Origin of the sequence: Arthrobacter sp. ov407 (assembly GCF_900102895.1) — a bacterium.
Taxonomy (GTDB): domain Bacteria; phylum Actinomycetota; class Actinomycetes; order Actinomycetales; family Micrococcaceae; genus Arthrobacter.
On the sequence record NZ_FNGD01000001.1, the window covers coordinates 475,819 to 494,641 of the forward strand.

Annotated in this window: 18 protein-coding genes; 12 read left to right on the plus strand and 6 right to left on the minus strand. The window is 66.2% G+C overall.

Annotation, left to right across the window (positions count from 1 at the left end; genetic code table 11):
- The first annotated feature begins 63 nt into the window (after window positions 1-63).
- Genes BLS42_RS02230 through BLS42_RS02240 form a run of 3 tightly spaced genes read left to right on the plus strand, consistent with a single transcriptional unit; the run spans window position 64 to window position 3,711 of the window.
- The gene (locus BLS42_RS02230) at window positions 64-993 is read left to right on the plus strand and encodes an ABC transporter permease (RefSeq protein WP_090575672.1); all 930 of its coding nucleotides are present in this window, start codon (window positions 64-66) and stop codon (window positions 991-993) included.
- Window positions 983-1,978 carry an ABC transporter permease gene (locus BLS42_RS02235; RefSeq protein ID WP_090575675.1) on the plus strand — a complete coding sequence of 332 codons (996 nt, stop codon included), beginning with the start codon at window positions 983-985 and terminating at the stop codon, window positions 1,976-1,978. The genes BLS42_RS02230 and BLS42_RS02235 overlap by 11 nt, the downstream gene beginning before the upstream one ends.
- A gap of 11 nt (window positions 1,979-1,989) precedes the next feature.
- Window positions 1,990-3,711: an ABC transporter ATP-binding protein gene (locus tag BLS42_RS02240; protein ID WP_176803104.1), complete on the plus strand. Its 1,722-nt coding sequence runs from the start codon at window positions 1,990-1,992 to the stop codon at window positions 3,709-3,711.
- Between the two features lie 129 nt (window positions 3,712-3,840).
- On the opposite strand, the gene BLS42_RS02245 is transcribed toward BLS42_RS02240, so the two are convergent.
- Complete coding sequence (locus BLS42_RS02245) at window positions 3,841-4,788, minus strand: SGNH/GDSL hydrolase family protein (protein ID WP_090575680.1); 948 nt, start codon at window positions 4,786-4,788, stop codon at window positions 3,841-3,843.
- Between the two features lie 282 nt (window positions 4,789-5,070).
- Between BLS42_RS02245 and typA the strand changes: the two genes are divergently transcribed.
- The 3 genes from typA to BLS42_RS02260 all read left to right on the plus strand — a co-directional run bounded on the left by typA (window position 5,071) and on the right by BLS42_RS02260 (window position 8,549).
- Entirely contained in the window at window positions 5,071-6,999 is a 1,929-nt protein-coding gene (gene typA, locus BLS42_RS02250) for a translational GTPase TypA (protein ID WP_090575683.1), read from the plus strand.
- Window positions 7,000-7,047: 48 nt separating this feature from the next.
- Window positions 7,048-7,404, plus strand: a complete 357-nt coding sequence (locus BLS42_RS02255; protein ID WP_090575686.1) for a hypothetical protein — start codon at window positions 7,048-7,050, stop codon at window positions 7,402-7,404.
- Window positions 7,405-7,739: 335 nt separating this feature from the next.
- Entirely contained in the window at window positions 7,740-8,549 is an 810-nt protein-coding gene (locus BLS42_RS02260) for a type IV toxin-antitoxin system AbiEi family antitoxin domain-containing protein (RefSeq protein WP_090575689.1), read from the plus strand.
- Between the two features lie 400 nt (window positions 8,550-8,949).
- Here the strand turns inward: BLS42_RS02260 and BLS42_RS02265 are convergent, their stop codons facing one another.
- Window positions 8,950-9,198, minus strand: coding sequence for a putative acetyltransferase (locus BLS42_RS02265; protein ID WP_090575693.1), 249 nt, complete (start codon window positions 9,196-9,198; stop codon window positions 8,950-8,952).
- 149 nt (window positions 9,199-9,347) lie between these two features.
- Between BLS42_RS02265 and fdxA the strand changes: the two genes are divergently transcribed.
- The 5 genes from fdxA to BLS42_RS02290 all read left to right on the plus strand — a co-directional run bounded on the left by fdxA (window position 9,348) and on the right by BLS42_RS02290 (window position 13,896).
- Window positions 9,348-9,674 carry a ferredoxin gene (gene fdxA, locus BLS42_RS02270; protein WP_028275689.1) on the plus strand — a complete coding sequence of 109 codons (327 nt, stop codon included), beginning with the start codon at window positions 9,348-9,350 and terminating at the stop codon, window positions 9,672-9,674.
- 12 nt (window positions 9,675-9,686) lie between these two features.
- Entirely contained in the window at window positions 9,687-10,835 is a 1,149-nt protein-coding gene (gene dapC, locus BLS42_RS02275; protein WP_090575696.1) for a succinyldiaminopimelate transaminase, read from the plus strand.
- 228 nt (window positions 10,836-11,063) lie between these two features.
- The gene (locus BLS42_RS02280; RefSeq protein ID WP_090575702.1) at window positions 11,064-12,347 is read left to right on the plus strand and encodes a citrate synthase; all 1,284 of its coding nucleotides are present in this window, start codon (window positions 11,064-11,066) and stop codon (window positions 12,345-12,347) included.
- Window positions 12,348-12,541: 194 nt separating this feature from the next.
- Window positions 12,542-13,237 carry a TetR/AcrR family transcriptional regulator gene (locus BLS42_RS02285; protein WP_090575705.1) on the plus strand — a complete coding sequence of 232 codons (696 nt, stop codon included), beginning with the start codon at window positions 12,542-12,544 and terminating at the stop codon, window positions 13,235-13,237.
- Between the two features lie 47 nt (window positions 13,238-13,284).
- Window positions 13,285-13,896, plus strand: coding sequence for a hypothetical protein (locus tag BLS42_RS02290; RefSeq protein ID WP_090575708.1), 612 nt, complete (start codon window positions 13,285-13,287; stop codon window positions 13,894-13,896).
- A gap of 20 nt (window positions 13,897-13,916) precedes the next feature.
- On the opposite strand, the gene BLS42_RS02295 is transcribed toward BLS42_RS02290, so the two are convergent.
- Both BLS42_RS02295 and dapD read right to left on the minus strand, forming a co-directional pair.
- The gene (locus BLS42_RS02295) at window positions 13,917-14,768 is read right to left on the minus strand and encodes a hypothetical protein (RefSeq protein WP_371129487.1); all 852 of its coding nucleotides are present in this window, start codon (window positions 14,766-14,768) and stop codon (window positions 13,917-13,919) included.
- A gap of 99 nt (window positions 14,769-14,867) precedes the next feature.
- A complete protein-coding gene (gene dapD, locus BLS42_RS02300) occupies window positions 14,868-15,878 on the minus strand; it encodes a 2,3,4,5-tetrahydropyridine-2,6-dicarboxylate N-succinyltransferase (RefSeq protein ID WP_090575715.1) in 1,011 nt (336 codons plus the stop codon).
- A 143-nt stretch (window positions 15,879-16,021) separates the two neighbouring features.
- Here dapD and dapE point away from each other — a divergent pair, with 143 nt between their 5' ends.
- Complete coding sequence (gene dapE / locus BLS42_RS02305; protein ID WP_371129488.1) at window positions 16,022-17,182, plus strand: succinyl-diaminopimelate desuccinylase; 1,161 nt, start codon at window positions 16,022-16,024, stop codon at window positions 17,180-17,182.
- Window positions 17,183-17,287: 105 nt separating this feature from the next.
- Here dapE and BLS42_RS02310 read toward each other — a convergent pair whose 3' ends face one another.
- Window positions 17,288-18,136, minus strand: coding sequence for an amino acid ABC transporter permease (locus BLS42_RS02310; protein WP_090575718.1), 849 nt, complete (start codon window positions 18,134-18,136; stop codon window positions 17,288-17,290).
- Entirely contained in the window at window positions 18,133-18,783 is a 651-nt protein-coding gene (locus tag BLS42_RS02315) for an amino acid ABC transporter permease (protein ID WP_090575720.1), read from the minus strand. Before BLS42_RS02315 ends, BLS42_RS02310 begins: the two co-directional genes overlap by 4 nt.
- Window positions 18,784-18,823 lie beyond the last annotated feature (40 nt).

Here is an 18,823-nt window from a genome sequence, read left to right on the forward strand (position 1 = left end):
TTTGATGAACAACTCCGCCGCATCCCTGGACAGGATGCCTGCCAACGAGGGTGTGACTCGCTGATGTCGACCTACATCCTCAAGCGTTTCCTGCAACTGATTCCCGTATTCCTGGGCGCAACACTGCTGGTCTACTTCCTGGTCTTCAGCCTGCCCGGCGACCCCATCGTGGCCCTGTTCGGCGACAAGCCGGTCAACGAGGCCGTCGCAGCCAAGCTGCGGATGCAGTACCACCTGGACCAGCCGTTCTGGATGCAATACCTGCTCTACCTCAAGAGCATCTTCACATTTGACCTCGGCCAGGACTTCTCCGGACGCCCCATTGCCGCTGTGCTTGGCGAGGTCTTCCCCGTCACGGCCCGGCTGGCCATCATGGCGCTGATCTTCGAGGCTTTTTTCGGCATCGTCTTCGGCCTCATCGCCGGCCTGCGCAAGGGCAAGCTCTTTGACGCCACGGTCCTGATTTTTTCTCTGATCGTGATCGGCATCCCGATCTTCGTCCTCGGCTTCCTGTTGCAGTTCACCATCGGCGTCCAGCTCGGCTGGGCCAAGCCGACCGTCAGCTCCGCGGCGACAATCCCGGACCTCATCCTGCCGGCGATCGTGCTGGGACTGGGTTCGTTCGCCTATGTCCTGCGCCTGACCCGCACGTCCGTCATCGAAAACATGAACGCCGACTATGTGCGCACCGCTACCGCCAAGGGCCTCTCCCGGTTCCAGGTGGTCCGCGTCCACATCCTGCGCAACTCCCTGATTCCCGTCATTACGTTCCTGGGCGCCGACCTCGGTGCCTTGATGGGCGGGGCAATCGTCACGGAAGGAATCTTCAACGTTCCGGGCGTAGGCAACCGGCTCTACCGGGCCGTGCTGTCCGGGGAAGGGCCCACGGTGGTCTCGATCGTCACCGTCCTGGTGCTGATCTACTGCCTGTCCAACCTGCTCGTTGACCTGCTTTACGGCTGGCTTGACCCGAGGATCCGTTATGACTCCTGATAACACCACCACCGCACGGCACGCCGTCGCCAACCGTCCGGCCCGCCGAACCGAGCACTTCGTGGCCGATGTCTCCGAGACCCCGCTCCAGGTAACGGACCGGGTCAAGGACGAAGCCGCACCGCTGAGCCTTTGGGGCGAGGCCTGGAAGAACCTGCGCAAGCAGCCGCTCTTCCTCATCTCCGCATTCCTGATCCTCGTGGTCGTGGCGGTCTCCCTCTTCCCGGGATTGTTCTCGCCGATCGACCCGACCTCGGAGGCCTGCCAGCTGGCAAACTCCGACGCCGGCCCCGCAGATGGCCACCCCCTGGGCTTCACCCAGTTGGGCTGCGATGTCTACGCCCGCGTCATCTTCGGTACTCGGTCCTCGGTGACTGTGGGCCTGTTGACCACCATCGGCGTGCTGCTGATCGGTGGCATCATGGGTGCCGTGGCCGGTTACTACGGCGGCTGGATCGACTCCGTCCTGGCCCGCATCAACGACATCTTCTTCGCCCTTCCCCTGATCCTGGGCGCGATCGTGCTGATGCAGCTGCCGATGTTCCGGAGTAACAAGACCGTGGGGACGCTGGTGCTCATCCTGATCATCTTCGGCTGGCCGCAGATTGCCCGCATCACCCGCGGCGCCGTCGTTGAGGTCCGGAACGCCGACTTCGTTACGGCCGCCCGCTCGCTGGGCGTCTCGAAGTTCGGTGCTCTCATGCGCCACGTCCTGCCGAACTCGCTGGCTCCGATCATCGTCGTGGCCACCATCTCCCTGGGCACGTTCATCGTGGCCGAGTCCACTCTGTCCTTCCTGGGCATCGGGCTGCCGGCCAGCGTCATGTCCTGGGGCAATGACATCGAGGCGGCGAAGGCCTCGCTACGGTCCAACCCGATGCCGTTGATCTACCCGGCAATCGCGCTGTCCATCACCGTCCTGAGCTTCATCATGCTGGGCGATGCCCTGCGTGATGCCCTCGATCCCAAAGCCCGCAAGCGATGAAAGGGGACACCATGAGCGCCTCCGTTGACTTCCAGGAAGCTGGGTACGCCACTGAGCGCCCGCTGCTTGAAATCAAGGACCTGGCCATCGGGTTCACCACCAGCAACGGCGAGGTCAACGCCGTCCGCAACGCCCACCTCACCATCATGCCGGGCGAAACCGTCGCAATCGTGGGCGAGTCGGGCTCCGGCAAGTCCACCACCGCGCTGGCCGCTATCGGCCTGCTCCCGGGCAACGGACGCGTCTCCGCAGGCCAGATCCTGTTCGATGGCGAAGACATCTCCAACGCCAGCGAAAAGCGGATGATCGAACTCCGCGGCAACAGCATCGGCATGGTCCCGCAGGACCCGATGTCCAACCTCAACCCGGTGTGGAAGATCGGCGACCAGGTCCGCGAGACGCTGAAGGCCAACGGACTCCCCAGCGGCCCCGACGACGTCGCAAAGGTCCTGTCCCAGGCCGGGCTGCCGGACTCCGCGAGCCGTGCCAAGCAGTACCCGCACGAGTTCTCCGGCGGCATGCGCCAGCGCGCGCTGATCGCGATCGGGCTCGCCTGCCAGCCGCGTCTGCTCATCGCCGACGAGCCGACGTCGGCGCTCGACGTCACCGTGCAGCGCCAGATCCTCGATCACCTGGACAAGATGACCACCGAGCTCGGCACCGCCGTGCTGCTGATCACGCACGACCTCGGCCTCGCCGCCGAGCGCGCCGACCAGGTAGTGGTCATGTACCGCGGCCAGGTTGTCGAGTCCGGGCCCTCGCTGGAGCTGCTGCAGAACCCGCAGCACCCGTACACCCAGCGGCTGGTGGCCTCGGCGCCGTCGCTGGCGTCCCGGCGCATCCAGGCCGCCAAGGAACTGGGCGTGGAGACCGACGACATGCTCGCCCCGAGCGAGACCGGCGTGGTTGAGCCGTCCAAGACCGACGAGGTTCTGCAGATCCAGAACCTGCGGAAGGTCTTCAAGCTGCGTTCGGGTCTCGGCAAGTCCACGGACTTCACCGCCGTCGACGACGTCTCATTCAGCGTCAAGCGGGGAACCACGACGGCGATCGTGGGGGAGTCGGGGTCCGGCAAGTCCACGGTGGCGCAGATGGTCCTGAACCTTCTGGCGCCGACCTCCGGCAAGATCATCTTCGACGGCGTGGACACCTCCACGCTGAACAGCAAGGATCTCTTCGCCTTCCGGCGCCGGGTGCAGCCGATCTTCCAAGATCCGTACGGTTCGCTGGACCCGATGTACAACATCTTCAGGACCATCGAGGAGCCGCTGCGGACCCACAAGATCGGGGACAAGGCGAGCCGCGAGAAGAAGGTCCGGGAACTGCTGGACCAGGTGGCGCTGCCGCAGTCCACCATGCAGCGGTACCCCAATGAGCTCTCCGGTGGCCAGCGCCAGCGTGTCGCGATCGCTCGCGCCCTGGCCCTGGACCCTGAAGTGATCATCTGCGACGAGGCCGTCTCGGCACTGGATGTGCTGGTGCAGGCGCAGGTGCTGAACCTGCTCGCCGAACTGCAGTCCCGGCTCGGCCTGACCTACCTGTTCATCACCCACGACCTCGCGGTGGTCCGGCAGATCGCGGACCACGTGTGCGTCATGGAGAAGGGCAAGCTGGTGGAGACGGGCTCAACGGACGACGTCTTCGACGCGCCGCAGCAGGAGTACACCATGGCCCTGCTCAATGCCATCCCCGGCGCAGGACTCATGCTGCCGCCGGAAGTGGAAGTGGCCTGAGCGGCCGCTTTCCCTAGGGCTTGAACAAGTCCGCCGTTAGCAACAAAGGAGCCGGTGTCCGCCCGTTGGGGTGGGTACCGGCTCCTTTGCTTTGCCTTGCCTTGTGCGGGCTGCCGGGCCTGTCCGGCGCTAGCGGGACAACCCGGCGAGCATGCCGGGGTCTGCGTAGTGGAGCCCCATTGACTCCAGCCGCTGGCCGAAAACGGCGCCCAGGGCCGCGTGGCCCTGCCGGTTCAGGTGAACCCCGTCCGCCATTGAACCCGTGAGGTTGTACCGGGTGAGCCAGTCGCCCGCGCTGACGAACGTCAGCCCGTGCCGGTCCGCCACCTGACCCAGAAGCGTGTCCACCTCGGACCGGCGTCCACCGCCGTAGTGGGCGCCCCGGGCGAGCGTGCCGACCATGAGCACGCGGGCCGCGGGATAGCGCTGCTGGATGCTGGCGATCAGCCGCTCGGCGTTGGCGACGATCTGCGCGTTCGAGGCGCCGCGCGCGGCGTCGTTCCCGCCGCCTTCGATCACCACGAGGGGAGGGGTGCCGTACGGGAGTTTCCAGTCGCCGCGCTGGAGCGCGTCAATGTAGTTGCCGGTCAGGCCGTTCGACGCCACGTAGCCGGTGCCGCCACGGCCGCAGAAGAAGACGTTGTACCCGGCCGCGGCCAGGCCCTGCCTGGGCCAGCCGAAGGACGGTTCCGACTGTGAGTCGCCGATGAGCACGGCGATATTGCTGGTGTCCTTGACAATGATCTCGTTTCGGCCGTTGGCAGGATTGCGGTAGATTGCGCCGCCCGGCAGACCGGCGGGGTCGATGGTGGACCCGATGCGCGTGTTCGCCGCAGACCCTGCAGCGACGGGCATGCCGTCGCCATTGGCCGCCCCCGCTTGGCTGGCGGTCAGTGGCGTGTCAGCAGATCCGGCCTCAAAAGAGCCCGCCTCGGAGGAACCCGCGTCGTAGGAGCCTGCGCCGGAGGAGCCCGCGCCGGACGCGGGGGAATTAGAGGGCTGTCCGCAGCCGCCAAGAACCACGCCTGTGGCGATCATCGTTGCGACAAAGCGGGACAGGGCCGAGGCGTTTCGCATGAATGTCTCCGGGCTTGCTTGCTGCTATCAGGGCAATGATGGTGCATGGGCGCCGGAAAATCCAGTGACTTTACTCACAGGTAATAAACCACTTCCGTGCGCCCGTCCTGCTACTGCGACGGTGCGGGGGCCGGGCGCCGTATCGCATTTTAGGCCAATAAATGACCTAGCGTTTAGAATGGTAGTAGGTGCCCTGTGCCAAAGGGACTTATCTGTCGTGCGTTCCGGTTGGAAATGTCGCGATACCACAGCTGACTTCACCACTGAATCGAGCAATAACGCATGTCTGAAACCACCACCAACACCGCGGTAGCCACTGCATCGCGCAGTGACCTGCGCAACGTCGCGATCGTGGCCCACGTTGACCACGGCAAGACCACGCTGGTCGACGCCATGCTCAAGCAGACCAACTCCTTTGCCGAGCACAACCATCTCGAAGACCGCGTCATGGACTCCGGTGACCTGGAACGCGAAAAGGGCATCACCATCCTGGCCAAGAACACCACGGTGGCCTACAACGGACCGTCCTCCAAGGGCGAGACCATCACCATCAACGTCATCGACACCCCCGGCCACGCCGACTTCGGCGGTGAGGTCGAGCGCGGCCTGTCCATGGTCGACGGCGTCGTCCTCCTCGTTGATGCCTCTGAGGGCCCGCTGCCCCAGACCCGCTTCGTGCTGCGCAAGGCCCTTGCCGCGCACCTGCCGGTGATCCTCCTGGTCAACAAGACCGACCGCCCCGACGCGCGGATCGAAGAAGTTGTCCACGAGTCCATGGACCTGCTCCTGGGCCTGGCCTCCGACCTCGCCGACGAAGTTCCGGACCTCGACCTGGACAAGATCCTCAACGTTCCGGTTGTTTACGCCGCCGCCAAGGTTGGCCGCGCGTCCCTCGAGCAGCCCGCAGACGGTTCAGCCCCGGACAACGAGGACCTCGAGCCGCTCTTCCAGGCCATCATCGAGCACATCCCGGCCCCGACGTACAACCCGAACGGTGTCCTGCAGGCGCACGTCACCAACCTGGACGCCTCACCGTTCCTCGGCCGCCTGGCGCTGCTGCGCATCTACAACGGCACCCTGCGAAAGGGCCAGACCGTGGCCTGGGCACGTGCCAACGGTGAGCTGAAGAACGTCAAGATCACCGAACTGCTGGCCACGAAGGCCCTGGACCGCGTACCCGCCGAGTCCGCCGGCCCCGGCGAAATCGTTGCTGTTGCCGGCATCGAGGAAATCACCATCGGCGAGACCCTGACCGACGCCGAGAACCCGCAGCCGCTGCCGCTGATCACTGTTGACGACCCGGCCATCTCCATGACCATCGGTATCAACACTTCGCCGCTGGCCGGCAAGGTCAAGGGCGCCAAGGTCACGGCCCGCCAGGTCAAGGACCGCCTCGACAAGGAACTGATCGGTAACGTCTCCATCAAGGTTCTCCCCACCGAGCGTCCCGACGCCTGGGAAGTCCAGGGCCGTGGCGAGCTTGCGCTGGCCATCCTGGTCGAGCAGATGCGTCGTGAAGGCTTCGAACTGACCGTCGGCAAGCCGCAGGTCGTCACCCGGACCGTCGACGGCAAGGTTCACGAGCCGATGGAACACATGACCATCGACGTGCCCGAAGAGTACCTCGGCGCCGTCACCCAGCTGATGGCCGCCCGCAAGGGCCGCATGACCAACATGGCCAACCACGGCACCGGCTGGTGCCGCATGGAGTTCATCGTTCCGGCCCGTGGCCTGATCGGGTTCCGCACCAAGTTCCTCACGGACACCCGCGGCGCCGGCATCGCAGCTTCCATCTCCGAAGGCTACGAGCCGTGGGCCGGCCCGATCGAGTACCGCACCAACGGCTCGATGATCGCCGACCGCGCCGGTGTTGTGACCCCGTTCGCCATGATCAACCTGCAGGAACGTGGCTCCTTCTTCGTCAAGCCCACCTCCGAGGTTTACGAAGGCATGATCGTGGGCGAGAACTCCCGCGCCGACGACATGGACGTCAACATCACGAAGGAAAAGAAGCTCACCAACATGCGTGCAGCCTCCTCGGACACCTTCGAGAACCTGACGCCGCCGCGCGACCTGACCCTCGAAGAGTCCCTCGAATTCGCCCGCGAAGACGAGTGCGTTGAGGTTACCCCGGATTCAATCCGCATCCGCAAGGTCATCCTGGACACCAACGAGCGTGCCAAGGCCAACCGCGCCCGCGCCAAGGTCTGATCCCGGTCTCCGGGCTTCGGCTGAAAAGTGACTAAGAGAGCTGCCGGTATGGCAGGCGGTATTGCCGCCGCCGTACCGGCAGCTCTTTTTGTTGCCCTGGCCGGCACGGCCCTGCACCGGCATGATCTGGTCCTGGGCGGCATGGACGTCCCGTGGGGCGCCGTCGCGGCGCTCGTGCTGCTCGGCTCCGTCCAGCTGTGGCTCGGGGCGGCGTTCCGCTCGGTCGTCCCGACGGCGGTATGCGGAGTCCTCTGTTACGCGCTGACCGGCTGGTGGTCCACCCTGGAAACAGGCAAGCGCCTGGTCATCGGCGACACCTCGGGCAATATCTGGGTCTTCGGCATCGCAGGGATCACCGTGGCCATGCTCGCCTGGTGCCGGCGGTACCGGCGGCCGCCCGGCTAGGACCCGGCCCCGCCCTGCTCCCCACCCGGGACATGCCCATTTTTCGTTCGCTCCGGTGGGCACAATGGCATTGTGTCCGGCGCAGGGCTCCTGCGCGGGACATGTCCAGCCCTCATGATTGGGCCTGTCCGGCACTACCCCCGGTCCCGGGACATGCCCATTTTTCGTTCGCTCGGTTCGGCGCGATGGCATGATGTCCGGCGCAGGGCTCCTGCGCGGGACATGTCCAACCCTCGCTCCGGCCACAGTTTTCCGCGGCCCTGGCCCGCCCCGAGTTTTCCACATGGCTCGGAATACGACTAGCCCGGTGCAACCTGCGGCTCCACCATGGGTGAATGGCCAACATCATCGATGTGCTCTCGAAATACGACGGCGTCGCCCGCGCCAAATACATTGCCGCGGCAGGGGTCTCCGAATATCAGCTCAAGTCGGCGATGGCCTCGGGATCGGTGGCCCGGGTAGCCCGCGGCGTCTATGCCTTGCCCGGTGCGGACACGCAGCTGATTTCCATACGCTCGCTTCCGGCGGAGCCGGCGTGCATTACCGCGGCCCACTTCAGCGGGCTGTGGGTTCTCGACACCCCGACCCAGCCGCATGTAGCACTCACCCACAGCAGGAGCTACCAGGGCTTCGTCTGTCACCGGGCTGCCGTACCGCCGAGGCTCCTGGACACGGTCATCCAATGCTTGCGCTGCTTGCCCGAACCTGACGGACTGATCATCGCCGAATCCGCCGTCGTGCTGAAGGGACTCCCGCTGGGTTCGCTGCGTCAGCGGCTTGATGGCCGAAATGACTCCCGGGAGCGCCGGATCGTATCGGCGATCGTCCCGCAGTCACAGTCGGTCATTGAGTGCCTGGCCCGGTTCCTTCTGCGGCGCGCCGGCTTCCACGTTGAATCGCAGGTCAACGTTCCGGGCATGGGACACCTGGACCTGATGGTCGATGGCCGTCTCGGCATCGAGGCTGACGGGGCCGGGTTCCACATGGACAGGACGAGCTTCGAAGAAGACCGGCGGCGTTGGAACGTAACAACGCGCCGGGGAATCCCGACCCTGATTGTGACCTACCAGCTGCTGAGGGACCATCCTGAGGATTTCATCACCATGGTCCGGGAAGCGCTGAACAGGCTGTCTGCCGCCGCCTAGAGCCGGACGCGTCCAAATTTCGTGCGCCCTTGCACCGCGATCCTTCACTTCACCCCAGCGCTGTGATCCTGTGCTTCGCCCTTGCAATGTGACCTTGCACTGCGGACCTTGCACTGCGCCCAGCCACCACTGGACATGTCCCTTGCTCCGTCGATTCACCGCTGGACATGTCCCGCGCTGGCTGGCGGCGATGAGCATGGGGCATAAATGTCCAACGCCGGCAAGGAAGGATGGGCATGTCCATTGGTCGCGGGGGCTGCGGGTGGGCATGTCCAACGTCGGCAACGAAGGATGGGGATATCCATTGGTCGCCGAGGTGGCGGATGGGCATGTCCACTGGCGGCGTGCTGCGCTGGGCATGTCCACCGGACGCCCGCAGCCAACCGTGCGCCGCAGCGGGTCAGGGGCCCTGCACGCGTGGGGTGCGGCGCGGCGGGGGCGGCGGGACTTCCTTGGCCGCCACTACGAGGGGGAGTGCAATGACGACGTCGGACCGGCGGGTGCGGACGGTGCAGACGCCGTCGCCGCGTTCCACGAGCTCGCCAAGGGCATCCGTGAGGCCGCCGTCGATCCGGTACCGGACCACAACGCGCGTGCCGAGCGGGGCGCCGGAGAGGAACTGCTGGGGCAACGGCAAAGGCGAGCTCATCAGATCATAGTAAGACGCGGAGCATGTATGACGTCCCGCTAGGTTCGCGGGAACAGGCTGGGAGATAATAGGCTCGGAAGTCAGAAGCCCGGCTCAGGGCGGGAAACCATCCGGCCGGTCGCCGGAACCAACGTGGAGAGGCCAGGGACGTGACGTACGTAATCGCGCAGCCGTGTGTAGATGTTAAAGACAAGGCATGCATTGAGGAGTGCCCCGTCGATTGCATCTACGAGGGTGAGCGCTCCCTGTACATCCACCCCGACGAGTGCGTGGACTGCGGTGCCTGCGAGCCGGTCTGCCCCGTGGAGGCGATCTACTACGAGGACGACACCCCCGAAGAATGGGCCGACTACTATAAGGCCAACGTCGAGTTCTTCGACGAACTCGGTTCCCCGGGCGGCGCCGCGAAGGTCGGGAACACCCACACCGACCACCCCATGATCGCCGCCCTGCCGCCGCAGAACCAAGAGAACTAGGACGGCGCTAGGGTGACCTCCGCGGTGCGCACCTTCGGCCTGAGCCTGCCCGACTACCCGTGGGAGGCCATGGCGCCGTATCTCGCCACGGCGGCCCGGCACGAGGCAGGAGCCGTCAACCTTTCCATCGGAACCCCGGTGGACCCGACGCCGGCCCTCATCCAGAACGCCCTGCGCGCCGCCGCGGACGCCCCCGGCTATCCCACCGTTCACGGGACACCGGCGCTGCGGGAAGCCATCGCCGGCTGGTTTGCGCGCCGGCGCGGCGTCCCCGGGCTCGATCCGCAGGATGTGATGCCGACGGTGGGTTCCAAGGAGCTCGTCGCGTGGCTGCCGTTCCTGCTCGGCCTGAAGCCGGGCGACGTCGTCGTCCGGCCCACGGTCGCGTACCCCACCTATGACATCGGTGCCACCTTCGCCGGTGCGGAGCAGATCGCCGCCGACGACCTCGACGAGCTCGACGCCGGCACCCGGGCCCGCGTGCGCCTGGTCTGGGTCAATTCACCGGCCAACCCCACCGGCAGCGTCCGGGACATCGCATCGCTGCGGCGGATCGTCCGGCAGGCCCGAGAGCTGGGCGCCGTCGTGGCGTCCGACGAATGCTACGCCGAACTCGGCTGGGGGGAGTGGGACGTCCAGCGCGGCGGCACTCCGGTCCCCAGCATCCTGGACCCGCAGGTCGCAGAAGGCTCCCACGATGGCCTGCTGGCCGTCTATTCGCTGAGCAAACAGTCCAATGTGGCCGGCTACCGGGCGGCATTCGTCGCCGGTGATCCGGTGATCATGGCGAATCTGGTCAACAGCCGCAAGCACGCCGGGATGATTGTTCCCTATCCGGTCCAGGAAGCCATGCGGGTGGCCCTCGGCGACGACGCCCACGTCCAGGCCCAAAAAGACCTGTATAGGGGCCGGCGGGAACGGATCGTGCCCGCGCTGGAGGCTTTCGGCCTGACGATCTATGAGTCCAGGGCGGGCCTATACCTGTGGGCGGCCGCAGGCGAGGCGACGTGGGACACCGTGGGCCGCCTCGCGGACCGCGGAATCGTCGTCGGTCCCGGGGTTTTTTACGGCGACGCCGGCAACGGGTTTATCCGGGTGGCGCTGACCGCCAGCGACGAAAGGATCGACGCCGCCGTCTCGCGGCTGGCCCCGGAAGCGTAACAATGCTGTGACGCGTGCCACATGTGGCTTGTTTTCGGCGTTTGGGAGGCCTCCCGGATTAGTGCCACCCGCGAAGTGAAGGTACTTTTTAACTGACGATCAATGGTGGCTTTCCACAAGAAGGCAGCGCAGCCTTTGGAAATCCTGTCCGCACAGGATCCGCGGGCAGCTTCACCAGATGTTGGACCAGCTTTCGACAGAGGCCCCGATGCCTCATGAGGAGACTCCATGACTGAAACCACCAGCGCAACCCTGCGCCATGCCGGCGGCGAGCTCGAACTCCCGCGCATCAAGGTTGTAGAAGGAAACGAAGGCTACGACGTTTCCAAGCTGCTGAAGCAGACCGGCGCCGTCGCCTTCGACCCCGGTTTCATGAACACCGCAGCCACCACCTCGGCCATCACCTACATCGATGGTGACGCCGGCATCCTGCGCTACCGCGGCTACCCGATCGAGCAGCTGGCCCAGCACTCGAGCTTCCTGGAAGTCTCCTACCTGCTGATCTACGGCAACCTGCCGACCCCCACCGAGCTGGAAGCCTTCGACCAGAGGATCCGCCACCACACCCTGCTGCACGAGGAGCTCAAGGGCTTCTTCAGCGGCTTCCCCCGGGACGCCCACCCGATGCCGGTCCTGTCCTCGGCCGTGTCCGCGCTCTCGACGTTCTACCAGGACTCGCTGGATCCGTTCAACGCCGAGCAGGTGGAGGTGTCCACCATCCGCCTCATGGCCAAGATGCCGGTCATCGCCGCCTACGCCCACAAGAAGTCGATCGGGCAGCCGATGCTGTACCCGGACAACTCGATGAACCTGGTGGAGAACTTCCTGCGCCTCAGCTTTGGCCTGCCGGCCGAGCAGTACGAGGTGGACCCGGTTGTCGCCAAGGCCCTGGACCTGCTCCTGATCCTGCACGCTGACCACGAGCAGAACTGCTCCACCTCGACTGTCCGCCTGGTCGGCTCCTCGAACGCCAACCTGTTCGCGTCCGTCTCCGCCGGCATCAACGCACTCTTCGGCCCCGCCCACGGCGGTGCCAACGAGGCCGTCCTCAAGATGCTCCGCCAGATCCAGGCCGACGGCATCAAGCCCGAGGACTACATGGAAAAGGTCAAGAACAAGGAAGACGGCGTCCGCCTCATGGGCTTCGGGCACCGCGTCTACAAGAACTACGACCCGCGCGCGAAGATCATCAAGGCCACGGCCCACGAAGTCCTCAGCAAGCTCGGCGGAAATGACGAACTCCTCGACATTGCCATGCGCCTTGAAGAGAAGGCCCTGGGCGACGACTACTTCATCCAGCGCAAGCTCTACCCCAACGTGGACTTCTACACCGGCCTGATCTACAAGGCCATGGGCTTCCCCGAAAAGATGTTCACTGTTTTGTTCGCAATCGGACGCCTGCCGGGCTGGATCGCCCAGTGGCGCGAGATGATCAGCGACCCCAACACCAAGATCGGCCGCCCGCGTCAGCTTTACGTCGGCGAACCGGAACGCAACTACCCGTCGCTGTAGTCCGCCCGCCTGCCACGGCAGGCACGCGATAGCAAGCACGACGCCGGCCGCGCACCTCCTTGAGGCGCGCGGCCGGCGTCGTTCGCAGCGTGCGCCGCGGTCCCGCGACCCGCGCCGCTGTGACGTGCACCACGCTCCCGGGGGAGCCGGTGAGCCCTGACGCGGCAGCGGCACGGACGTGCTAAAAAAGACCAGTGCCCAAATTTGTCGACGCCGTAATCCGGCGCCAGGAAGTAGTTGACGCAGTCTTCAGGATCATCGCCGCGGATGGTCTTGAGCGGGCCTCCCTGCGGGAGGTTGCGGATGAAGCGCAGCTGGCCGTCGGCTCGGTGCGCCACTATTTCGCCAGCAGCGACGAGCTGTTGACCCACGCCTTCGCCGTGGTGGTGGACCGGATCGTCGGCCGCCTCAACGACGCGGACTCCCGGCTGGGGGACCTGGCGCCAGGGTCGGCGAAGCACCATGCTGCCGTCATGGCACTGCTGGGTGAGCTTCTTCCGCTGGACGAGGAACGGGCGGTCGACGCCTGCGTCTGGATGGCCTTCAAGAATGCCGCGAGGACCAAGCCGTTCCTGGCCGCCGAGGCCGACCGCAGCCATCGCGCGGTGGCCGCGGTCGTGGGCGGCCTCATCCTCGGCCTGGCCGCCGGGGCGGAGAGCGGCGGCGCCGCCCCCAATGACGACGACAGCGATGGCTCAGCCGGCGTCGACCAGCAGGTGCTCGTCACTGAGGCGGAGCTGCTGCTGGCGGTCCTGGACGGTCTGACGATGCACGCCCTCCTGCAGCCAGAGTGGATGACGGCCCTGATGTGCAAGGACGTGCTCGAAGCCCATCTGGAGGGCCTGAACCGCCGGATGACTGCCGGGCAGCAAGCCATTAACGCGTCATAACAACAGGAATAGACTGAGATCGGACGTCTTGCCAAGGAGGCAATTGGATGCACCACACCGGCGGGCCTGGCTGGCGGATCACGATGGATACCTCTGGTCCCATGCTCATTGCCCTCTATGTTCGTGACGCTGCCGGTCTGGACACTGCGGGTCACCCGGCGCTGTGTCACGTGGCCCCAAAGATCCGCGCCGCGGACCACTCTCATCTGATCGCCGAGGTTGGCGGCCCGGCTGCGCTCAAGACCGAATGGGAGGCCTGGTGGGAACAGCTGCTGAAGGCCCACCCGGAAATGTCCCCGGAGCTCTCCCCGCCGGGCTTCCGTGCGTTCAGCAATTCGCCGGCCCTCCGGCGCGTGCTGCAGGCCCACTTCGGGGCGGCCCTGACCTGGGCCAGGGAACGCCGCGCGGAATACGTAGCCCTCGAAGCGGAGCGCGAAGCCAACGGCAACAACGAACTGCTGGCCGACATGGTGGAGGACCGCCTGCTGGACGTGGGACGCTCTTCAAAGGATTTCGGCCTGACGATCATCGAACTCCCGCTTGCGGAGCCCCGGGCCTGGTACCTCGAGCCCGACAAGATCCTCATGAGCCACGAGCTGTTGTCCCAGCCCGAGCTGTTCCGCAGCTACGTGCAGCCGGTGGTCGATCTACTCGTCTGAATCCGTGCGTTGGCTGGCGGTCAGGTGCGGGGCGCGTCGGCGACGGTTACCCTGACTTGGCCGGCCGGGACTTGAGCCGGCTGCCAGCCGTCGCGGGACTGTCGGTTCCAGGCGCGGCCGTCGACCTCCACGCTGGTGATGGCGAGTTCCTTGGCGTTGGCCACGGCCCACTGCCCCACAGCCCAGGCCCTGGTGCCTTCGGCATCGACGAGCAGCGTCCGGCCGTTGGTGGATGTCTGGACGTTCCCGAGCGCAGCGGTCAGCTCCGAGGTGACGGCAGCTGGATCCCCGGCGGTGTCGGGGGACCGCAGCGAGCAGTCCAGGCCTGCGGGCGTCTGGCCGCTCAGGGCGGAGGCGAACGCGCGGGCCATCAGCTCATGCTGGGCATAGGCCTCGGGGTATGCCGAGCGCTGGACCTGCTGGGCGGCATCGGTGATCTCCAGCGACTCGTATCCGGAGATCTCGACGAGCGCATCGTAGAAGGCATTGCTGGCGTGGTACGGGTCCATCACCTGCGCCGTGGTGCCCCAGCCCTGGGACGGCCGCTGCTGGAACAATCCGCGCGAGTCGGGACCGGCCTGGTCGCCGTGGCCGATGTTGCGCAGTTTGGACTCCTGCATCGAGGTGGCCAGCGCGATGCTGGCGGCCCGGGCGGGAAGCCCGCGCCGGACCGCGACGGCGGTGATGAGGGAAGCGTTGGCCGCCTGGTCTGTGGAGAGGTCATCGCCTCCGCTGCCCGCGGCCGTGCAGCGTTCGGTGATCAGCGTTTCCGATCGCTGCAGGAACGCCACCGCGGTGTAGATCGCGCCGCCGACCATCGCAAGGGTCAGCAGAAGGACGATCCGGCGCCGCCAGCTCCCTCGTCGTGCCACGAACATACTCCCTCAGGCCCTAACGGGCTGCGTCATCGTTGCGGGTCGGCCCCGCCGGGGCGGTCTTAGCCGCCCGCCATACCGTACCAGCCGGTGCGGTCAGTTGGCGTGCAGGGCCTCATTGAGCTCCACGGTCTGCCCCTTGCGGGGGAGGACCTCAACCTCACCGGTGGTGGAATTGCGGCGGAAGAGCAGATTCGCAACGCCGGAAAGGTCCACGGCCTTGACGATCCGGCTGGTGTCTTCACCGTCGGCGTCCTTGGGTCCGATCACGCGCACACGGGTGCCGGCGGTGACATAGAGCCCGGCCTCGACGACGGAGTCGTCACCGATGCTGATGCCCACACCGGAGTTGGCGCCGAGGAGGACCCGCTCGCCGAGGGCGATCTTTTCCTTGCCGCCGCCGGAGAGGGTTCCCATGATCGAGGCCCCGCCGCCGACGTCCGACCCGTCGCCGGCGACGACGCCGGCCGAGATCCGGCCCTCAACCATGGAGGTACCCAGGGTTCCGGCATTGAAGTTCACGAAGCCCTCGTGCATGACGGTGGTGCCTTCGGCCAGGTGCGCACCCAACCGGACCCGGTCGGCGTCGGCGATCCGGACGCCGGAGGGGATGACGTAGTCCACCATGCGCGGGAACTTGTCCACACCGAAGACGGTGACGGCGCCGCGCTTGCGCAGGCGCGCCCGGGTCAGTTCGAAGTCCTCCACGGCGGCGGGGCCGAAGTTGGTCCACACCACGTTGGGGAGCTTGCCGAAGATGCCGTCCAGGTTGATGCTGTTGGGCTGGACGAGCCGGTGGGAGAGCAGGTGCAGGCGAAGGTAGGCGTCCGCCGTGTCTGCGGGTGCCTCGTCCAGGTTGATCTGGGCGAAGACAACCTTCTGCTCCGTGCCGCGGTCCGGGTCGATGCCGCTGGCGGCGATGTCGGTCAGCGACTGGTCCGCGTTCTCTACCTCACGCAGGTGCTCCGCCGCGACTCCGAGCGCCGGCGCCGGAAACCATACGTCCAGCACGGTGGCGTCACCGTTGCGGGTGGACACGGTGGCCACTCCAAAGCCATGGGCAGAGCGGGCGTCGGTGGGCACAGCGGAAGCAGCAGTTTCAGTCATGGCCCAAGTCTAACGAGAGGCCCGCGGGCGCTGAAACGTGAGACGCCCAAGTGACGGGAGACGCTCGCCACCTACGCGAGGGGACGGCAGCAGATGGGCAGCTGCCGCGGACCCAAGGAAGGACTAACAGATAAAGTGGGACAGTGACCCCCACGAACCCGCGCACCCCCGCCACCGCCAGCGTCCCTGTCCGCACGCCGGTCCATTTGGATCTCCGCCAGGACGTCGCCCTGCTCACGGCCGCCCTGATTGACATCAACAGCGTCTCCGGCAACGAAAGGGCCCTGGCCGACGCCGTGGAACATGCCCTGCGTCTGCTTCCGCAGCTGGAGTTGGTCCGCGACGGCGATTCGATCATCGCCCGCACCAACCTCGGCCGCCCCGAGCGCGTCATCCTTGCCGGGCACCTGGACACGGTGCCGCTCCCCACCACCGAGGGCTCGCTCGGGACCGTGCCGGCGTACTGGCCCTCCGGGGCCCCGGGGGAGGGGATCCTCTACGGCCGCGGCGCCACCGACATGAAGGGCGGCGTCGCCGTGCAGCTGGCGCTGGCGGCCACCATGTTCGACGCCGGGGCGACACCGGACAAGGACGTCACGTTTGTCTTCTACGACCACGAGGAAGTCGAAGCCGTGAAGAGCGGCCTCGGCCGGCTGGTGCGCAATCACGGATCGCTGCTCGGCGGAGACTTCGCGATCCTGCTCGAGCCCACCGACGGGACGGTGGAGGGCGGCTGCAACGGCACCAGCCGCTTCGAGGTGACCACGAACGGCGAGGCTGCCCACTCGGCCCGGGCGTGGATGGGCAGCAACGCCATCCATGCCGCGGCCCCAATCCTGGCCCGGCTGGCGGCGTATGAACCGCAGACCGTGACGGTTGACGGCCTGGACTACCGCGAAAGCCTCAACGCCGTGAAGATTCACGGCGGTACGGCCGGGAACGTCATTCCGGACAAGTGCGTCGTGGAAATCAACTACCGCTTCGCCCCGGACAAGACCCCGGACGGGGCCGAGGCCGTCGTGCGCGAACTGCTGGACGGGTTCGACGTTGTGCGCACCGACAGCGCCGCCGGGGCGCGGCCGGGACTCCACCACCCCGCCGCCGCATCCTTCGTCGCCGCCGTGGGCGCGGAGCCGAAGCCCAAGTACGGCTGGACCGACGTCGCACGGTTCAGTGAACTCGGCATTCCCGCGGTGAACTTCGGCCCCGGCGATGCACTGCTGGCACACAAGGACAACGAGCACGTCGAGGCGGTCGCCATCAGGGAATGCCTGCGGGCGCTGCGGACCTGGCTCAGCGCCTAGCAGCCCGCAACCCACAAAGGGTCCGGAACCTCCGCGAGGTTCCGGACCCTTTAGGGGTGGGCGGGCTTTACTTGGTCGCCGGAATTCCGGCGACCTGTACGTGCGCTACACCGACGGCGGCCCGGCCGCCGGGATTCCGGCGACCGGCACGTGCGCCACACCGCCGGCGGCCCGCTTGGAGCCGCGGCGTTCGAGCCAGATGGCCAGTCGGGAGACCGCCAGGTCGATCGCGATGTAGATGGCCGCGGCCACGAAGAACACCGGGAACAGGTACTGCGGGCCGAGGAAGTCGGCCATGACCTGCACGGCCCGGAGCAGCTCGCCGTACGCGACGATGTAGCCGAGCGAGGTGTCCTTCAGCAGCACCACGAGCTGCGCGACCAGCGAGGGCAGCATGCGCCGGATGGCCTGCGGCAGCTCGATGATCAGCCGGGACTGGAAACTGGTGAGGCCGATCGCCATGCCGGCCTCACGCTGGCCCTTGGGCAGCGACTGGATGCCGGCGCGGATGATCTCGGCAAAGATCGCCGAGTTATACAGGACCAGACCGGCCACAACAGCGATGAACGAGCTGGTGGCGAAGACGAGCAGCACAAACAGCATCATGAGCACCACGGGCATGCCGCGCAGGAATTCCAGCACGATCCGGGTGGGCACCCTGATCCAGGCGTTGTCCGAGATGCGCATCAGGCACAGGAGCAGGCCCAGCGGGAAGGCAATCACCGCCGACACCGCCGCGGCGGCGAGCGTGGCGCCGATGCCGGCGGCAATCAGCTTCCAGACATCGGGAATCTGGAACACCGCCCAGCGATTGGCGTCGAAGATTCCCTGCTGGGCGAGGGTCATGACCGCCAGGACGAGGAGGCCGCCGATCACGATCACGCCGATGATGGAGCCGATCAGCGAAACCCGGCGGGCCTTGGGGCCTGGGACGTCGTAGAGAACAGAACTCATCGCGCGATTGCCACCTTTCGTTCAACGACGTTGGCGAGGTAGCCAAGCGGGATGGTTATCAGCAGGTAGAAGAACGCAACGCCAACCAGAACCCACACCACCGCGTCGCCGTTGGCGTTTGCCAACTGCTTGCCGTTGCCGAAGAGTTCCAGCACGTAAAACGCGCCGGCCACGGAGGAGTTCTTGACCAGGGCGATCAGAATGTTGATCAGCGGCGGGATCACGGTGCGCAGGGCCTGCGGAAGGATGATGAGGGAGAGCACCTGGCTGAACTTCATGCCGATGCTGCGGGCGGCCTCCGCCTGGCCCACCGGGACACTGTTGACGCCGGAGCGCACGGCCTCGGCGATAAAGGCCGAGGTGTAGACGCTCAGCGCGATGATGGCGGCCACCTCGAACTGCTGGAACGTGATGCCGACACGGGGCAGAACCACTGCCGCGAAAAAGAACGCGATGGTCAGCGGGGTGTTCCGGACGATCTCGACGTACACCATGCTGAAGCCGCGCAGCGCAGCGACGGGGGAGACGCGGGCCGCCGCGAGCACGGTGCCGACGACCAAGGCGATAATCCCCGAGACCCCGGACAGGAAGAGGGTTCTGAGAAAACCGTCCCAATACTGTGGGAGGTTTTCAATAATGACGTCCATAAGTTCCTTCAGCTGCGTTGAGGGGATTCCAGGCGAAAGA